Source organism: Roseibium salinum (assembly GCF_026240905.1).
In the GTDB taxonomy this organism is placed as follows: Bacteria; Pseudomonadota; Alphaproteobacteria; order Rhizobiales; family Stappiaceae; genus Roseibium; species Roseibium salinum.
Genome location: NZ_JAPEVI010000003.1, coordinates 368386 through 385942 on the forward strand (window position 1 = coordinate 368386; position 17557 = coordinate 385942).

At 62.3% G+C, this 17557-nt stretch carries 14 protein-coding genes and 1 riboswitch; of the genes, 9 read left to right on the top strand and 5 right to left on the bottom strand.

Annotation, left to right across the window (positions count from 1 at the left end; translation table 11 throughout):
- Position 1: 1 nt before the first annotated feature.
- Entirely contained in the window at positions 2–1324 is a 1323-nt protein-coding gene (locus ON753_RS06190) for an ROK family transcriptional regulator (RefSeq protein WP_265961701.1), read from the bottom strand.
- 313 nt (positions 1325–1637) lie between these two features.
- Between ON753_RS06190 and ade the strand changes: the two genes are divergently transcribed.
- From ade to ON753_RS06205, 3 genes are all read left to right on the top strand, one after another.
- On the top strand, positions 1638–3359 hold the full coding sequence (ade, locus tag ON753_RS06195; protein WP_265961702.1) for an adenine deaminase: 1722 nt from the start codon (positions 1638–1640) through the stop codon (positions 3357–3359).
- Positions 3360–3449: 90 nt separating this feature from the next.
- A complete protein-coding gene (locus ON753_RS06200; RefSeq protein WP_265961703.1) occupies positions 3450–4607 on the top strand; it encodes an AAA family ATPase in 1158 nt (385 codons plus the stop codon).
- Positions 4608–4906: 299 nt separating this feature from the next.
- Positions 4907–6577, top strand: a complete 1671-nt coding sequence (locus tag ON753_RS06205; RefSeq protein WP_265961704.1) for a long-chain-fatty-acid--CoA ligase — start codon at positions 4907–4909, stop codon at positions 6575–6577.
- Between the two features lie 243 nt (positions 6578–6820).
- Here the strand turns inward: ON753_RS06205 and ON753_RS06210 are convergent, their stop codons facing one another.
- Positions 6821–7822, bottom strand: a complete 1002-nt coding sequence (locus ON753_RS06210; RefSeq protein ID WP_265961705.1) for a DMT family transporter — start codon at positions 7820–7822, stop codon at positions 6821–6823.
- Positions 7823–8015: 193 nt separating this feature from the next.
- Between ON753_RS06210 and ON753_RS06215 the strand changes: the two genes are divergently transcribed.
- From ON753_RS06215 to ON753_RS06235, 5 genes are all read left to right on the top strand, one after another.
- Positions 8016–8612 (top strand): VOC family protein, encoded by a 597-nt coding sequence (locus tag ON753_RS06215; protein WP_265961706.1) that lies wholly within the window; start codon positions 8016–8018, stop codon positions 8610–8612.
- Between the two features lie 201 nt (positions 8613–8813).
- On the top strand, positions 8814–9287 hold the full coding sequence (locus ON753_RS06220) for an ATP-dependent zinc protease family protein (protein ID WP_265961707.1): 474 nt from the start codon (positions 8814–8816) through the stop codon (positions 9285–9287).
- Between the two features lie 52 nt (positions 9288–9339).
- Positions 9340–10245 carry a 30S ribosomal protein S6--L-glutamate ligase gene (rimK, locus tag ON753_RS06225; protein ID WP_265961708.1) on the top strand — a complete coding sequence of 302 codons (906 nt, stop codon included), beginning with the start codon at positions 9340–9342 and terminating at the stop codon, positions 10243–10245.
- Complete coding sequence (locus ON753_RS06230) at positions 10242–11303, top strand: succinylglutamate desuccinylase/aspartoacylase family protein (protein ID WP_265961709.1); 1062 nt, start codon at positions 10242–10244, stop codon at positions 11301–11303. Before rimK ends, ON753_RS06230 begins: the two co-directional genes overlap by 4 nt.
- Positions 11304–11656: 353 nt before the next feature.
- The gene (locus ON753_RS06235; protein WP_265961710.1) at positions 11657–13948 is read left to right on the top strand and encodes a xanthine dehydrogenase family protein molybdopterin-binding subunit; all 2292 of its coding nucleotides are present in this window, start codon (positions 11657–11659) and stop codon (positions 13946–13948) included.
- Positions 13949–14183: 235 nt separating this feature from the next.
- Here ON753_RS06235 and sbmA read toward each other — a convergent pair whose 3' ends face one another.
- A complete protein-coding gene (sbmA, locus tag ON753_RS06240; protein WP_265961711.1) occupies positions 14184–15197 on the bottom strand; it encodes a peptide antibiotic transporter SbmA in 1014 nt (337 codons plus the stop codon).
- A 355-nt stretch (positions 15198–15552) separates the two neighbouring features.
- Between sbmA and ON753_RS06245 the strand changes: the two genes are divergently transcribed.
- Entirely contained in the window at positions 15553–16551 is a 999-nt protein-coding gene (locus ON753_RS06245) for a DMT family transporter (RefSeq protein ID WP_265961712.1), read from the top strand.
- A gap of 51 nt (positions 16552–16602) precedes the next feature.
- On the opposite strand, the gene ON753_RS06250 is transcribed toward ON753_RS06245, so the two are convergent.
- Positions 16603–17010, bottom strand: a complete 408-nt coding sequence (locus tag ON753_RS06250; RefSeq protein WP_265961713.1) for a hypothetical protein — start codon at positions 17008–17010, stop codon at positions 16603–16605.
- Between the two features lie 32 nt (positions 17011–17042).
- Positions 17043–17279: an Lrp/AsnC ligand binding domain-containing protein gene (locus ON753_RS06255; RefSeq protein ID WP_265961714.1), complete on the bottom strand. Its 237-nt coding sequence runs from the start codon at positions 17277–17279 to the stop codon at positions 17043–17045.
- A 134-nt stretch (positions 17280–17413) separates the two neighbouring features.
- A riboswitch (TPP riboswitch) is annotated at positions 17414–17524 on the top strand.
- The last annotated feature ends 33 nt before the right edge of the window (positions 17525–17557 follow it).

Consider the following 17557-nt stretch of genomic DNA (forward strand, 5'->3'; position numbering starts at 1 on the left):
GTCAATCGGTACGGCTGGGTTCGGCCAGATGTGACCCCAACCGTGCTGCCCGTGCTGGAAAGCTGCGACGGTCTTCCGTGCGGCCGGCTCCAGCAGGTCCGGTGTCTTTCCCGCCGGTCAGGATCGCTGCCCGCGGCGAGAAATTGAAAAATTGCGGCAGGCTGGCCGCGCCGATCGCACCGGCGTCGTGGCCAAAGCTGCCAAGTTCGATTTCCGGCGAGAGCCGTTTTTCCGGAGCGGCTTCATCGACGATAGTCTTCAGCACTTTCCGGAATCTGTCGCCGAAGCGGCGGCCCAGATCGCCGTCGATCACGACCAGCGGCATGTCGAGCAGCGCATAGGCGGAGCGCAGGGCGAGGCCGACAGCGGCCGCGCAGTCTTCCATCCATTCGAGGAAACGGGCGTCGTCGCGCTCAAGAGCGTCCTGCAGATCCTTGCGATGCAGACTTGCAAAGTCGTCCGGGGCCATGTGGCGGGCAAGGGAAACGAGGGAGGCGCGGGTGAGCAGGAGATCCCAGGCGTGCCGTGCAGGCGGCGCGGTCGACAGGCTGCTCGGCGGCACCGGTATCATGGCAACGTCGCCCGCATTGCCCGATACGCCCCGTACCACGTCACCCTTGAGGATCAGGCCGCCACCGATTGCCGGCCCCAGGAACAGATAGAGGAAATTGTCGTTCTGCCGGCCAAGGCCGTAGAAAAGCTCCGCGACGGCTGCAGCCGTGCCGTCGTTCTCGCTGAAGACGGGCAGTCCCGTCGCCTCTTCAAGCGCCCGGGCAAGGTCGTAATCTTCCCATTTCCCGAAGTCGGCTTCCGGCAGGCCAAGTTCGTGCAGCCAGGCGCCGAGGTTGAAGGGCTGGGCAAGGCCGATGCCGGTGATGCGGGCCTGTTCCTTCTGGCTGAGCTGTCCGCGCAGGTGCGCCACGTCTTGCAGCAGGATTTCAAGCGCCCTGGCGGGTGCCGGCAGGATCATGTCGTGGAGGCACCGGTCGATGATGTGGCCGGAAAAGTCCATCAGGACCGTTTCCAGGTTCGTCCGGTCCAGCCGGACACCGAAAGAATAGGCGCCGCCTGGCGCAAGCCGCAGGATCGTGGCCGGCTGGCCCCTGCTGCCGTCATGGCGCTTGCCGGCCGCAACGATCAGGCCTTCTTCGATGAGGTTCTGGATGATGGCGCCGATTGCCGCGTTGGTCAGCTGCACCGCACGGGCGAGCTCGGCTTTGGAGGCTTCCCCGGCGCGCCGCAGGATCTGCAGCACGATGCGTTCGTTATAACGCCGCAGCTGCGCGGAATTCGAACCGCGGCCGTTTTTGCGGGGTTCCTCCACCTTCCTCGTTCCTCCCTGGTCTGCCCGCTCTGGCGGCGGTTACAGAATAATTTATCTTGATGAAATTATTCGCTCGTGGAGCGCATATGTCAATTCGAATCTGATCCTGCGCCGCAGTGATTCATTGCTGCGCTGCGGTAAGGCGCTGTAAGTTATCTGCTATTGATTTGAGCTTTTGCGCCGGCCGAGGTTCCGTAAAGGCAGGTGCTCCCGGTATTCCGGCGGTTTGAAGAGCTCGTGTGGGATGCAGGCCGTTGATGGATGCGGCAAGTTCCGTATTGTCGGAGACAGAACCAGAATCGGAGGAAGGCCAATGCCGGTCAAACATGATGAAACGTTCCTTGCCAGGGCGATCGCCGCCGGTTCAGGAGAAATTCCTGCCGACCTGGTGGTCGAGAACGTGCGGCTTTTCAGCGTCATGGACGGTAGCATGGTCGAAACGGACATTGCTGTCGTGGGCGACCGGATCGTCGGAACTCACGGGCAGTATTCCGGGGAAGTGACCATCGACGGCAAGGGCCTGACGGCGGTTCCGGGGTTCATCGACACCCACCTTCATGTTGAATCCTCGCTCGTCACGCCTTTCGAATTCGACCGCTGCGTGCTGCCCCACGGCGTGACCACCGCCATCTGCGACCCGCACGAGATTGCCAATGTGCTCGGTGCGGAAGGGATCCGCTATTTCCTCGACAGCTCGCTTGAAACGGTCATGGACCTCAGGGTGAACCTGTCCTCCTGCGTTCCGGCGACTGCCTTTGAAACGGCCGGGGCGTGCCTTGAGATCGAGGATCTCCTGCCGTTCCGGGACCATCCCCAGGTGATCGGCCTGGCGGAATTCATGAATTTCCCCGGTGTGCTGGCGCGCGATCCCAAGGTGCTTGCCAAGCTCGCCGCGTTTCAGGACGGCCACATCGACGGTCACGCCCCCCTGCTGCTGGGCGAGAAGCTCAACGGTTATCTTGCCGCCGGCATCCGGACCGATCATGAGGCCACCTCGGCGGAGGAGGCTCTGGAGAAGCTCGCCAAGGGTATGACGATCCTCATTCGCGAGGGGTCGGTCTCCAAGGATCTCGATGCGCTGGCGCCGATCCTGAAGCCGGACGTGTCGGCCTTCGTGGCGCTGTGCACCGACGACCGCAACCCGCTGGACATTGCCGAGGAAGGCCATCTCGACAGCATGATCCGCCGGCTGATCGAAAAAGGCATACGGCCGCTCGACGCCTACCGGGCGGCCAGCTGGTCGGCGGCAAATGCCTTCGGGCTGAAGGATCGCGGCACGCTCGCGCCCGGCAAGCGGGCCGACATCGTTCTGTTGAGCGATTTCGAGGACTGCCGGGTCGCGCAGGTGATCAGCGGCGGTGTCCGGGTTGGCGACGATGTGTTTTCAAAACGCCGGATCGTTGCGCCCGTCGGACTGGACAGCGTCAGGGTTTCGCCGGTTTCGGCCGCCCATTTCGACATTCCGGCGCGCAACAGCGAGGCCGACGTGATCGGGGTGGTTCCGGGACGGATCATCACCGAGCACTTGAAAAAGACCCTGCCGGTCGCCAGCGGCAAGACCTTGATCGATCCGGCCCAGGACGTTCTGAAGGTGGCGGTCGTCGAGCGGCACAAGGGAACCGGCAATATCGGCCTCGGCTTCGTCAACGGCTTCGGCATGAAGCACGGTGCGATCGCGTCCTCCGTCGGTCACGACAGCCACAATATCTGCGTCGTCGGGGCGGATGAGGACGCCATGGCGCATGCGGTCAACCGGGTGATCGCCATGAAGGGCGGATTTGCGGTGGCCGACAGCGCCGGCGTCAAGGCCGAGCTTGCCCTGCCGCTTGCCGGCCTGATGAGCCTGGAGACGTTCGAGACGGTAAAGACCTCGCTGGAGGACCTGCGCGCGGCCGCCAAAGCCCTCGGCTGCACCCTGGCCGAGCCGTTCCTGCAGGTCGCGTTCCTGCCGCTTCCCGTCATTCCGCATCTGAAGATCACCGATTTCGGTGTCTTTGACGTGGACAGGTTCGAGCTGGTGGATCAGGGGAGTTAGTGCGGCGGAATGAAATGTAAGCTCTCAAGGTGTTGTCCAGAAACAAGTCCTCCTCGGGATGAGGTCGTGAGGAACGCGAAAGTCAGCTGAATGATCCTTACCCTGGCCGTCTCCGGCTACCGTTCTCTTCGCGATATCGTCCTGCCGCTTGAGCGGATCACGCTGGTGACCGGCGCGAACGGCAGCGGCAAGTCGAGCCTTTACCGGTCGATCCGGCTGCTTGCGGAGGTCGCGCAGGGCCAGGCCATCGCCTCGCTGGCCGCGGAAGGCGGCCTGCAGTCGACGCTCTGGGCCGGGCCGGAAACCGTCTCGCGGGCCATGAAGCGGGGGGAGGTGCCGGTTCAGGGCACGGTGCGCAAGTCCGTCGTCAGCCTCAAGCTGGGGTTCGCCGACGAGGACTATGGCTATGCCATCGATCTCGGCCTTCCGGCGGATGCGGGCCGATCGGCCTTTTCCATGGATCCGGAGATCAAGGCGGAGGCCCTGTGGGCCGGCGAGGCGCTCTCCCGCTCGAACGAGATTGCCGGGCGCAACGGGCCCACCGTCAGGTTGCTCGATAGCCAGGGGCAACGGATCCCGGTCGTCCAGAACCTTGCCCGCTTCGACAGCATGATGACCCATGCCGCCGACCCGAAGGATGGTCTCGAGCTTCTGGTGATGCGCGAACGCATGCGGGCCTGGCGGTTTTACGACCACCTTCGCACGGACCGGGATGCACCTGCCAGATTCCCGAAGATCGGCACGAGAACCCCGGTGCTCGGGGCCGATGGCGGTGATCTTGCCGCTGCGCTGCAGACCATTGTGGAGATCGGCGACGAACGGGCGCTGGCGGATGCGGTTGACGACGCCTTTCCGGGCGCAACCATTCAGATCGCCGTCAATGACGGCTATTTCGAACTGCTGATGCAGCAGAAGGGCCTGTTGCGGCCGTTGCGGGCCGGAGAACTGTCGGACGGGACACTGCGCTACCTTCTGCTCACGGCGGCGCTCCTGTCGCCCCGGCCCGCACCGCTGATCGTCCTCAACGAACCGGAGACGAGCCTGCACCCAGCGCTTCTGGAACCGCTCGCCCGGCTGATCGGCAAGGCGGCGGAGAAGACCCAGGTGATCGTCGTGTCTCATGCGAGTGAACTGGTGTCCGTCCTGGCGGCCGAACACGGCTGCGTCCGCTACGATTTGCGCAAGGAACTGGGCGAAACGGTTGTGGACGGAATCGACCCTCCACGCTGGGCCTGGCCGAAGCGGTAAAGGCCGGTGGAGCGTTTTCCGGTAATAAGATTTTGATTCACCAGCTCTATTGCCACACGGAGGCGCAGGCCTATCTGATTTCCGCACCCTGCCGTGTCCAAAAAACTGAGCAGGTGTCCTAACGTAGCGAGTTGACGTGAACGGAAGGTTGCGTCATGTCAGAAGAGGCCCTGGGAGGGGGACGCTTCGCCGGCGCCTGGCGGAATAGGGATAATCCGAAAAGGCCTGACGGCTTGAGGGATATCCGGGGTATGGTCCGTCGGTGCAGCGAAGCGGAAAACGCGCGTTTGGAGATTCTGATGACGACAGCGGAGGAGTGGAACGCGGCGTTCAAGCCCCGTCCCATACACGAGTATCTTGAAGCCAGCGTCGCCGAGTTCGGATCGCGGCCGGCCGCCGATTTCATGGGCAAGGTCTGGACCTATGCGGAAATCGGCGCGCTTGTCGACGGCACGGCGGCCGGACTTCAGGCCATGGGCGTCGGGCCCGGCGTTCATGTCGGCCTCTGCCTGCCGAACACCCCTTTCTATACGATTTTCTATTTCGCCATTTTGAAGATCGGCGGCACGGTCACCAACTTCAATCCGCTCTATGTCGAGCGCGAGCTAGCCTTCCAGGCGCGCGATGCGGACGTGCGTATCATGGTGACGATGGATCTGAAGGTGATCTATGACAAGGTCGAAGAGGTCCGCAAGGACAAGATCCTCGACAAGATCATCGTCTGCCCGATGACCTTCTGCCTGCCCACGGTCAAGAAGGTGCTGTTCAGCCTCTTCAAGCGCAAGGAAATCGCCGGTATTCCCGACGATGACGCGCATATCCGTTTCGATGACCTGCACAAGGCGGGAGCGCATCCCAAGCCGGTGGGGATTGATCCCGACGAGGCGATCGCGGTTCTGCAATATACCGGCGGCACCACCGGCGTTCCCAAGGGGGCGATGCTGACCCATACGAACCTGTCGGCCAATCTCGAGCAGATGCGCTGCGTGTTCGAAAGGGCACGGCGGGGCGAGGAAAGGATGCTCTGCGTGCTGCCGTTCTTCCATGTCTTTGCCATGACGGTGGCGCAGAATCTGTCGATCATCCTGGGTGCGGAAATGGTGCTGCAGCCGCGGTTCGAACTGAAGGCGCTGCTCGATGCGATCAAGCGCAAGAAGGTGACGCTGTTTCCAGGCGTTCCGACCATCTACACCGCGATCAACAATTCGCCGCTGACGGCGAATTACGACCTGTCCAGCATCAACCTGTGCCTGTCCGGGGGCGCACCGCTTCCGGTGGAGGTGAAGGAGAGTTTCGAAAAGCTCACCGGCTGCATTCTGGTGGAGGGCTACGGCCTGACGGAAACCTCACCGGTGGCCGCGGTCAATCCGCTCGACAAGGGCAGCCGCGCAGGGTCCATCGGCCGGCCCGCCCCCGGCACCAGCGTGCGGTTCGTCAGTATTGAAGACCGCAAAACCGAGGTTCCCAAAGGCGAGAAGGGCGAATTGCTGATCCACGGCCCCCAGGTGATGAAAGGCTATTGGAAGCGGGACGATGCCACCGCCGAGGTCATCACCGGCGACCGCTATCTGCACACCGGCGACGTCGGTTATCAGGACGAGGACGGTTTCATTTATCTCGTCGACCGCATCAAGGACCTGATCCTGTGCTCCGGCTACAATGTCTATCCGCGTGTGATCGAAGAAGCGATCTACCAGCACGAGGCGGTGGACGAGACCATCGTCATCGCCATCCCTGACGACTATCGCGGCCAGTCGCCCAAGGCCTTTATCAAGCTGAAGGAAGGCCGTTCCCTTACCGCCGATGACATGATGTCCTTTCTGAAGGATCACCTGTCGGCGATCGAGATGCCAAGGGAAATCGAGTTCCGGGACCAGTTGCCCAAGACCATGGTCGGAAAGCTGTCCAAGAAGGAACTGGTCGAGGAAGAGGCGCAGAAACGGGCTGCGGCACAGGCCGAGACTGCCTGAATTGGCGCAGGCGGAGCATCTCAGTGCCACCACCGAGACACCCCCGGGCGAGCTACGCGAGACCCCTGGGCCTACTCGTTTGCAGAGCGGGTCTTGTTCGACGCCGGCCGCGCCAGGGCCTCTCTTGGGACTTGCCATGCGGACCGGCAAGTGGGCCCCGGCTCTGCGCTTCGCTGGGTCGGGGTGACCCGGCGTGTTTGGCACCCTTTCGTGTCTTGTCGTTCCCGACAGAGTGCAATGACCTCAATTCGAATAGCCGCGCGCGTCGGCGGCGCGGGCAAGTTCTCGGCCGCGTTTGGCTTCGCGGCGGACGGTGTAGATCGAGGCGGCGATGATGACGGCGGCGCCGATCAGCGTTTCCAGCCGCGGCCACTGGTTGAAGACCAGAGCCCCGAAGAAGGTCGCATAAAGCAGTCTCGTATAGTCGAGCGAGGCGATGGCCGTGGCTTCGCCGGCCTTGAACGCCTGGATGTTGCACATCTGTGCGGCCCAGGAGATGACGCCGACCAGCAGGAGGAGACCCCACTGTTCGAGGGTGGGCGCCTGCCAGGTCAGGAAGGCCGGTACGGCCATGATCAGGCCGACGCCGAAGGCCTGGTAGGTCAGGATGGTTACCGGCGCGTCCGTCCGGGTCAGCATGCGCACCACGATCATGACCATTCCGGCGCACGCAGCGCCCGCAAGCGCCAGCATGGCGTATGGATCGACGAGGCCTTCGCCATCCGGGCGAAGCATCAGCAGCACGCCCAGGAAGCCGATGATGGTAGCGCCCCAGCGATGCACGCCCACGGTTTCGCCCAGCAGCCAGATGGCGAAGATCGTGACGAAGAAGGTCTTGGAAAAGCTGATCGCCGTCGCATCGGCAAGCGGCAGTTCGATCACTGCGGTAAAGCCCATGAGCATGGCCGTGGTTGCGATCACGATGCGGATGAGCTGCAGGCCCGGCCGTTTGGTTGCCAGCGACGTCGGCAGCCCGCTCAGGATCTTCGGAGCAACGATGAGCAGCATCAGTCCCTGACGCACGAAGAGAATCTGGAAGACGCTGAGGTCCTGCCCGAGAAGCTTGATCAGGGTGACCATCATCGAAAACAGGACGGCCGCGAGCAGTATCCAGAGCGCGCCGATGGTGTTGGAGGGCAGATGAGCGGTCATTGCGGTGATCTTCCGCTGCAGGCGGTTGCCGGCGGCGGGACTGGACGCTCCGGATGCCTCTGCCGGCTCCGGGTCTTTCTGGCGCATATCCATGATGAAATCCTGAACCGGACCTCCCCTTGACGTGGAGTCGGTCGGAGGGGCTGGAGCGAGAACGTCCGTGTCCGGCAGCTGGTTGCAGTCGCGGACAGCTTAGCGGTTTTCCAATCGAAGGGAAGGGGACGGATGAAGTTTGATTTCACCGGCAGATAGGTCCTATTCTGGTTGCCGAACAGGGAGGGCGGGGATGCGAAAGTTACAGACCCAGGGTATTCACCACATCACGCTGGTCGGTGCCGACCGGCAGACCTCCATCGATTTCTGGGAGGGCGTCCTGGGCATGCCGTTCGTGTTCGAGCAGCCGAACCTGGACGATCCGGACCAGAGCCACCTCTATTTCGACCCCGGCGACGGCAGGCTGATCACGATCTTCACCAGCGAGGACCGCAAGCCCGATGCGGAGCCGGCGCCTCAGGCGATCGGCTGCGTGCATCATCTGGCGCTCAACGTTTCCCAGGCGACGTTCCGGCAGGTGTCCGAGCGGCTGGACGCGCGCGGGATCCGGCACAGCGGTCCGGTTGACCGCGGTTTCATGGATTCAATCTATTTCCGCGATCCGCTCGGCTTCCTGATCGAACTTGCCAGCTACCGTTTCGTGCCGCCCGAAGGCGTGTCCATGGGCGAGGTGATGCTGGAGGCCCACAAGCTGCGGGTCGGGCGCGGCGACTACAACATTCGGGAAGTGCATCTGGCGGACGCGATCGAGATCCTGACGCGCGAAACGCGCCGCAGCCTCTCCGAAGACCGGGATGCGAAAAATCCCTATCGTCCGAAGGATGAGTGAGCCCGCGGGGCATCGCTGAACCCGTAAGGTGCGGGGCCACGCAAAAAGCTCTGCATAACCCGGCCGGTTTGCCATGGCCGGGCCTGCACCATGATCGGCGGGGTCTTGCATCGTATTGCGCTGGGTTCCGGCCCATGCAATGGTCGGGGAAATTGGCGCAAGGTGCGGTAAACAATGGTGAAAGCGTCAGGGTTCCGGTGAATGAAAAGTGTCAAGAAGACGCGCGCCGCCGTTGCTGCGGATATCATCGGCTGGCGCGAGATCGTCAGTCTGCCGGAACTGGGCGTATTCGATATGCGCGCCAAGATCGACACGGGCGCGCGCACCTCTGCGCTGCACGCGGAAGAGCACGAGATTTTTGACCGGAGCGGCGTCAGGTGGGTCCGCTTCCGGGTGCCGGCGTCCCGTCATCATCGTGACTTCAGGGTTGAGGTACCGGTTCTGGATGAGCGGGACATCAAGAACACAAGCGGGGTTCCCGAACGCCGCATCGTCATCCGGACCGTACTGCATCTGGGCCGCCACAACTGGCATGTGGACGTTTCGCTGGCCAACCGCGCGAATATGGGCTTCGATATGATACTCGGGCGTACGGCCATCCGGCGGCACAATGTCCTGGTGGATCCCGGCAGGTCGTTCCTGGCAGGCAACCCCGCTCCGACCATGAAGCACTAGGAAGCACCGAGGGTGCGGGCTCATAAACATCACGGCGCAAGGCGTAAATCCGATGAAAATTGCAATGCTGGCACGCAATGCCAATCTCTATTCGCACCAGCGCCTGAAAGCGGCTGCCGAAGAGCGCGGGCATCAGCTGGAGATCATCAACACACTGCGATGCTACATGAACATCGCCTCGCGGCGCCCCGAGATCTATTACAACGGCAACAAGCTGACCGGTTTCGATGCGGTGATCCCGAGGATCGGGGCGTCGGTCACGTTCTACGGCTTGGCGGTGCTTCGCCAGTTCGAAATGATGGGCGTCTATCCGCTGAACGAATCCGTGGCGATCGGCCGTTCGCGCGACAAGCTCCGCTCCATGCAGCTTCTGGCGCGTGACGGCATTGGCCTGCCCGTGACGACCTTCGCCCATGATCCGAAGATGACGGCAGAAGTCCTGCATACGGCGGGCGGCGCGCCGGTGGTGATCAAGCTTCTGGAAGGAACACAGGGGATTGGTGTGGTTCTGGCGGATACGGAACGGTCCGCGATTTCCGTCATCGAAGCCTTCCGGGGCGCCAACGTGAACATTCTGGTCCAGGAATTCATCAAGGAAGCCGGCGGCACGGATATCCGCGCGCTGGTGGTCGGCGGCAAGGTGATCGCGTCGATGAAACGCACAGGTGCGGAGGGCGAGTTCCGCTCGAACCTGCACCGCGGCGGCAGTTCCGCGGCGGTGAAGATTACGCCCGAGGAGCGCTCCACGGCCATCCGGGCAGCGAAAGCCATGGGTCTCAACGTGTGCGGTGTGGACATGCTTCGCTCGAACCATGGTGCGGTGGTGATGGAGGTGAATTCGTCGCCCGGCCTGGAGGGCATCGAGAAGGCAAGCGGGATCGACGTTGCCGGCAAGATCATCGACTTCCTTGCCAAGCACGCGGTGGCCGGCAAGACCAAGACGAAGGGACGCGGTTGACGAGCACAGCACATCTCTTCCGCATCGGTGAGCATGCGGTTGCGCCCGGAACCCGCCGCACCATCGACCTGCCGGTAAGCGTTCTATCCGATCATACGCCCGTGACCATGTCGGTTCACGTTCTGCACGGCCGGCGGCCGGGGCCGGTGCTTTTCGTCAGTGCGGCGGTGCATGGCGATGAGGTGATCGGGGTCGAGATCGCCCGGCGGATCCTGAAGGCGCCGCAACTGGAAGCGCCCGAGCTGGACAAGTTCAAGGGAACCTTGCTGGTCATTCCGATCGTGAACGCCTTCGGCTTTCACAATCACTCCCGCTACCTGCCGGACCGGCGCGACCTCAATCGGTCGTTCCCCGGAAGCCTGAAAGGGTCTCTGGCCGGGCGGCTGGCGCATCTGTTCATGACCGAGATCGTCGACCGGGCGGACTACGGCATCGACCTGCACTCGGCGGCGATTCACCGGACGAACCTGCCGCAGATTCGCGTCTCTCCCTCGCGGCCGGACACGCTGTCCCTGGCAAAGGCGTTCGGCGCACCGGTGATCCTGACATCCAAGGTCCGCGGCGGCTCGCTTCGGGAGGCGGCGCAGGCCAAGGGAACGGACGTGCTGGTCTTCGAGGCGGGCGAGGGGCTGCGCTTCGATGAAATGTCGATCCGCGCCGGCGTGTCCGGTGTCCTGCGGGTGATGCGGGCGCTGAACATGCTTGGTGCGAAGGGCATTACCAGGCCGAAGGTCCGCTCGATCCTGACCAGTTCCAGCTACTGGGTCCGCTCCCCCGCTGGCGGCCTGCTGCGGCCGTTCAGGTCGATCGGTGACATGGTGGAACCGGAAACCCTGCTCGGGATCGTCTCAGACCCTTTTGGCGAGAAGGAACGCAATGTGGTCGCCGAGCCTGGCGGCCTGATCGTCGGGCGCACCAACCTGCCGATCGTCAATGAGGGTGACGGCCTGTTCCATATTGCCGATATCAGCAGGAAATACGACGCGGAACAGACCCTGGACAGCCTCGCCTCGCAGTTGGAAGCCGATCCTCTGTTTGACGAGGATGAGATTATTTAAGTGTGAGGACCCGGTGGGGATGACCCGGCGCTCCGCCCATTCGCGTCGAACTCAAAAGGTCTGGAATTGGAACCGCTTCACAGCCGATCCGTTCGAGACGGCAGACGCTCGCAGTCTTCACGATGGCGCATTGCGCATCTCGGGAGGAAGCTGTTTAATGGTGGGGAACCATTCGCCGGAACATGGCCCGTACCGCACGGGCGGCCATGCTTGCGGCTTAAGCCCCGGGGATCAGGCGGTCGTCGACCCTCTGGTCTCGGCCCATTTCGGGCACTATGTTCAAAGTCTAGCCGCCATGTTCGGCGTTCGGATTTCCCTGGGAAGGTCTTCCCAAAAATTGCAGGTCCAGTTTCATGAACCAGATGGTCACTCCGAAATTCGGTGTTGGCGCCCCGTTGCGCCGGAAAGAAGACGAGCCGCTCATTACCGGGCACGGCATCTATACGGCCGACTACAAGCCGGAGGGATGCCTGCACAGCTATGTCGTGCGCTCCGCCATGGCGCATGCGAAAATCAGCCTCGGCAATGTCGATGAGATCCGGGCCATGAACGGGGTCCGTATGGTCCTGACCGGGGCGGAGCTGGCAGGGAAAAACATGCCGTGCCAGGGCCGCCCGAAGCAGATCGACGGCACGAATTTCAAGGCGCCGGATCAGCCGGTCCTGTGTTCCGACGAGGTTCGGTATGTGGGCGATGCGATCGCCTTCATCGTGGCCGATGACTTCGACACCGCCAGGAACGCCGGCGAAATGCTGGAGGTCGACTACGATCCGCTGGACGTGGTGGTCGGCATCGAAAACGCTTCGGCGCCGGATGCAGTGAAGGTGTGGCCGGAATTCGGAACCAACGTCGCCTTTACCTATGGCCAGGGGGATGAGAGCAAGACGGAAGACGCCTTTGCGGAGGCGGACAGGGTCGTTTCCATCGACCTCGTCAACAACCGCGTCGTCGCCAATTACATGGAGCTGCGCGGCGCCGTGGCCGAGTTCGATGGCGACCGCTTCAGGCTGACGCTTGGAACCCAGGGCGGCCACGGCATGCGCGATACGATCTGCAGCATCCTGGACCTCGACCACAGCAAGCTGCAGGTGATCACGCCGGAAGTCGGCGGCGGGTTCGGCACGAAGATGTTCTGCTATCGCGAATACCCGCTCACGATGATGGCCGCCAGGGAACTCGGCAGGCCGGTGCGGTGGGACGGAGAGCGGATGGAGCATTTCGTCACCGATGCACATGGCCGGGACAACCTCACCCATGCGGAACTGGCACTGGACGCGCAGGGCAAGATCCTGGGCCTGAGAGTGCATGTGAAAGCGGCCATGGGGGCCTATCTGCACCAGTTCGGCCCGTTCATTCCCTTCGTGGGCACGTCCATGTCCTCCGGCCTTTATGACATTCCCGCCCTGTTCGCGAAGGTCGAGGGCGTCTACATGCACACGGTTCCCACCGACGCCTTCCGCGGCGCGGGGCGGCCCGAGGCTGCCTATCTCATCGAAAGGCTGATCGAAAAGGCCGGTGAGGAAACCGGGATCGGATCGATCGAAATCCGCAAGCGCAATTTCATCAAGCAGCAGCAACTGCCCTACACCACGCAGACAGGCCGTCTTTACGATACCGGCGACTTTGCCGGGCACCTGGACAAGGCTTTGGAAGTGGCCGACTGGGAGGGTTTCAAGGAGCGCCAGGAGGAAAGCGACAGGCAGGGCAAGCTCCGCGGCATCGGCATCTGTTCCTATATCGAGGCCTGCGCCTTTCCGGGCAGCGAAGAAGCCACGCTTGAACTCGGCGACGAAGGCAATCTCACGCTTCTGATCGGCACGCAAACCAATGGACAGGGCCACGCGACCGCCTATAGCCAGGTGGTAGCGGAACTGTTCGGCGTGACGATCGACGACATCCAGGTCATCCAGGGCGATACCGACAGGGTGCGCCAGGGCGGCGGCACCGGCGGGTCACGCTCGATCCCGCTCGGCCTGCCCTCGGTGCGCGATGCCAGCATGGCGCTGGTGAAGAAGGTCAAGGAACTGGCCGCAGACCGGCTGGAAGCCGGGGTCGAGGATCTGGAGCTTGAAAGCGGCGTCGTCCGCGTGGTGGGAACCGACCGGCAGATCACGCTGGCCGAAATCTCGGCGGCGGCCGGCGAAACTCTGGCGGCCACGGAAGAGGTCAAGCAGAACGAGGCGACCTATCCGAACGGCACTCATATCTGCGAGGTGGAGGTCGATCCGGATACCGGCGACGTTGCCTTGGTAAACTATGTCATCGTCGACGATTTCGGGGTCACGGTGAACCCGTTGCTGCTGGCCGGGCAGGTTCAGGGCGGCGCGGCGACTGCAATCAGCCAGGCCTTGTGCGAACACACGGTCTATGACGACGACGGGCAGCTTTTGACCGCCTCCCTACTGGACTACCGGCTGATACGCGCGTCGGATCTGCCGGACATCCATTTCGAGACCCGCAACATCCCGTCCACGACCAATGCAATGGGCATCAAGGGGGCGGGGGAAGCCGGTACCATCGGCGGCTGCGCCGCTGTGATGAACGCGGTGCAACGGGCCCTGAAAGACGGCGCCGGCGTCACTGAAATCATCGACATGCCGGCAACGCCGCTGAGGGTCTGGGAAGCCATCCAGGCGGCGCGCTGAAGACGGCGATATGGCCGGCCTGAGAGTGATGACAACCCTTCGGACGTCGTCCCGGACGGAGCGAAGCGCAGATCCGGGATCGGTGAGCCGAGATCTGTCGGATTGAAGGAAGGTGGCTTCTGGCTCTCCGATCCCGGCTCGCGCTGCGCTTGGCCGGGATGACGACGGAGGCGATGTACTTGGTCAACAACCGAGGCCGGCGACTTCGCCGGCCTTGCCGATTTCAATACGGATATCATTCCGCCGGCAGGGGCGCCGGCTCGCCGCCGCTGCGCTCGTAGTCCCAGATGTTTTCCTCAAAGGCGCGCAGGCGTTTGTAGACGGAAATCAGTTCGACGATCGTCGTCCAGGCGTTGACGAGATATTGGAAGGAACTTTCCACACGCCCGAAAGCCCGGACGATCTGTTGCATCACGCCGAGGGTAATGGCGCCGGAAACGATGGTCGGGGCCAGGGCGACATAGGGAACCAGAACGGTCGCCTGCAGGTAGGACCATTTGGCTACATCGAAGTAGAGGTAGTGAAAGAACAGACGGAAATAGTTGCGGCGCACATGGCTGTAGAGTTCGACCACGGACGGGGGCGACGCGCGCTCTTCGTTGTCTTCGCCATAGACCAGCTCCTTGCGGTAGGCGGCCTCCACCTTCTGGTTGTTGAATTCAAGGCCCGGCAGCTTGACCCCGACGGCCGCGAGCAGGACCGTTCCGGAGGCGGCGGAAAGCAGGGCGACGTAGACCAGGGAATGGTCTATCGGGCCGATCCAGGGCAGTACGGTGACATGTCTCGAAAGGTCCCACAGAAGCGGGAGGAACGCGATGAGAGTCATGATCGATCGCATGAACGATACGCCAAGGCTCTCCATGATACGGGCGAACCGCATCGTATCTTCCTGAACGCGCTGAGAGGCCCCTTCGATATGGCGCACGACGTGCCAGTGAGCCATGTAGTAGTCGTTCATGGCGGTTCGCCAGCGGAAGATGAAATGCTTGATGAAGAAATCCAGCACCACGGCAATGGCAACATAGAGCGCGGCGATCCAGAAGAACGTCATCAGCTCCGCCATGTACTCGTCGAAGGTGATGCTTCCCGGTTCCGCCAGGGCTCTCTGGATGAGGTCGTAAAACGAACCGAACCATTCGTTGATATCGACGTCCAATTGAACCTTGTACCAGGTCACCCACAGGATCAGGACGGATCCCGCCCAGGCCCACAGGAACCACTTGCGGGATTTGAAAAACGAACGGAACATGGCGCACTGCCTCTCGAATCGGAGTTCCCGGGATTATAGGTAGACGCAGGTTCAATGGGAGAGGCCCGGCCAGGTTTTGAGACAGTTGTGAAGAGATTTTGACGGGTTAATCTCGAAACCCGTGCAGATATACGGACGAGGACGGCAACAACATCGAGTAGGCAGTGGTTAGTTATTGGTGTAGGCGTGCCTTCACTCAATCTTCTGGTGTAAAAATCTCCTTCTCATCTGTATTTTCACGCGCACGAAACGGCTGCCCATGTCGGCCGTGAGCGCACTTTGCGGCTCCCCGTGATTTTCCGGTCCGGCGGTCACGGGACAAGGTTCAAATGCCGGTCCAGCAGACGAGTGCATCATGACGACCGGCATCAGATCCGAAGCAAACGCCCAGCCCGCACCGGCCGGGATGACCCGGCATGCCCCGTTGCTCGGCATTTCACTGAAACTTGCCTCGACGCTGATCTTTTTCGTCATGGCAGCCTCGCTGAAGATTGCCGCCGAAACCGTGCCGATCGGACAACTGGTGTTCGCCCGCAATTTCTTCGGACTGTTTCCGGTGCTGCTCATGGTCGGCCTGCGCGGGGAACTTGGACTGGCCTTCCGGACGAAGAACCCGAAAGGGCACCTGACGCGGTCGGCCATCGGGCTCTCGGCCATGGTCTGCTCTTTCACCGCGCTCTATCTGCTGCCCCTGCCGGATGCCACGACCATCGGCTTTGCGACGCCGCTGGTGGTGGTCGTGCTGGCCTTCTTTCTCCTGGGCGAACCGGTGCGCATCTATCGCTGGAGCGCCGTTGTCGTGGGGTTCGTGGGCATTCTGGTGGTCCTGTCGCCGCATCTGGGCGAAGGAGACCTGGACAGCACGGCGACGCTGGGAGCGCTGCTGGGTCTTGCCGCTGCCGTCTTCGGGGCGCTGGCCATGATAGCCGTGCGCAAATTGTGCGAGACGGAGCGGACCTCGACGATCGTCACCTGGTTTGCCGGAGCATCGACAGTGATGTCCCTGTTGACCGTGCCTTTGGGGTTTGTGCTGCCGGGGCAGGCATGGATCATCCCGGATTTGGAGATGGCGGGCCTGCTGATCCTGATCGGTCTTGCCGGCGGCGTCGGCCAGATCCTGCTGACGCAAAGCTATCGCTTCGCCGATGCCTCGACCATCGCACCGTTCGACTACGTCAACATGCTGTGGGCGATCATCGTCGGCTGGTTGATCTTTTCCGAAACGCCCGTTCCGGAAGTGGTCGTCGGGGCCGCCATCGTGATCGCGGCCGGTGTCTTCGTCATCTACCGTGAACACAAGCTCGGCCTCGACCGCACCAAGGCGCGCCGCGCCTCATCGCCATCGAGGTCCTGAACGAAAAAGCCGATTTGGCTTTTCAGGCCACGGTCCCGCCGGCGGTGGACCTCACTGCGGCTTGTACTCAAATGTCTCGAGGGCGCTTTTCGAGCCGTCGGGGAAGACCAGCTGTACGCTGACGGACTGGGTGGAGCCGGCCGGGCGCTCGATATAGGGCTTGTCCTTCAGAACCGCGTTGGGGTTGGCCGGATCGCACTCGTCCAGTTCCCATTCCTGGTCGAGCGGGCCGCCGTTGACGCCGTAGAAGACGTAGTCGATGCCGCATTTCCAGGATTCCAGATGGGTGAAATAGACCAGTTCCTGACCCTCCCAGTCGCGGAACGCTACCCAGTTGGCCTTTGTGAGGTCCAGGATCTGCTTGATCTGTTCGGGCGGCATGCCTTGCGCGGATGCAGGCCCGCTCGCCGGCAGGAGCATGAGGGCGAGGGAGAAAACGGCGGACTTCAGAAAGCGCATGGAATGCCTCCGGATAAATGAAAAAACGCGGGTTAGAATGCCTTGAAGGTAATGATGGTCTTGGTGTCCTGGATGCCGTCGATCGGGTGCACCTTCTCATTGACGAAATGGCCGATATCGGCGCCTTCCTCGACGTAAAATTTCACCAGGAGATCATAGTCGCCGCTGGTGGAATAGACTTCGGACGCAATCTCCGCGTCGGCGATCGCATTGGCGACCTGGTAGGTCTTGCCCAGCTGGCATTTGATCATCACGAAAAACGGTGTCATGCGGCGCTCCGGACGGTTGGACGTTGCAAATCTGGTTTCAACGACATCGCCCATCTGATTGCCGCAGTCAATTGCCGAGGCTCCGCGTCGATCCGCGGGACTTGCATTCAGCAGCCAGCCTTGCTAGCAGTGCAGCCGTCTCATGGGGGTGCCCGGCGATCGTCGACCGGGCTGAGAGGCGGGTGGCCAACTCCTTGAACCTGATCCGGCTTGTACCGGCGGAGGGATTTGAGATGACGTTCAAAAAGACGCCCGGTGCCTCGCGATCGTCTCGGCGG

Coding starts and splice junctions, on each gene's coding strand:
- ade (WP_265961702.1), top strand. CDS start 1,638: ATGCCGGTCAAACATGATGAAACGTTCCTTGCCAGGGCGATCGCCGCC.
- ON753_RS06200 (WP_265961703.1), top strand. CDS start 3,450: ATGATCCTTACCCTGGCCGTCTCCGGCTACCGTTCTCTTCGCGATATC.
- ON753_RS06205 (WP_265961704.1), top strand. CDS start 4,907: ATGACGACAGCGGAGGAGTGGAACGCGGCGTTCAAGCCCCGTCCCATA.
- ON753_RS06210 (WP_265961705.1), bottom strand. CDS start 7,822: ATGGATATGCGCCAGAAAGACCCGGAGCCGGCAGAGGCATCCGGAGCG.
- ON753_RS06215 (WP_265961706.1), top strand. CDS start 8,016: ATGCGAAAGTTACAGACCCAGGGTATTCACCACATCACGCTGGTCGGT.
- ON753_RS06220 (WP_265961707.1), top strand. CDS start 8,814: ATGAAAAGTGTCAAGAAGACGCGCGCCGCCGTTGCTGCGGATATCATC.
- rimK (WP_265961708.1), top strand. CDS start 9,340: ATGAAAATTGCAATGCTGGCACGCAATGCCAATCTCTATTCGCACCAG.
- ON753_RS06235 (WP_265961710.1), top strand. CDS start 11,657: ATGAACCAGATGGTCACTCCGAAATTCGGTGTTGGCGCCCCGTTGCGC.
- sbmA (WP_265961711.1), bottom strand. CDS start 15,197: ATGTTCCGTTCGTTTTTCAAATCCCGCAAGTGGTTCCTGTGGGCCTGG.
- ON753_RS06245 (WP_265961712.1), top strand. CDS start 15,553: ATGACGACCGGCATCAGATCCGAAGCAAACGCCCAGCCCGCACCGGCC.
- ON753_RS06250 (WP_265961713.1), bottom strand. CDS start 17,010: ATGCGCTTTCTGAAGTCCGCCGTTTTCTCCCTCGCCCTCATGCTCCTG.
- ON753_RS06255 (WP_265961714.1), bottom strand. CDS start 17,279: ATGACACCGTTTTTCGTGATGATCAAATGCCAGCTGGGCAAGACCTAC.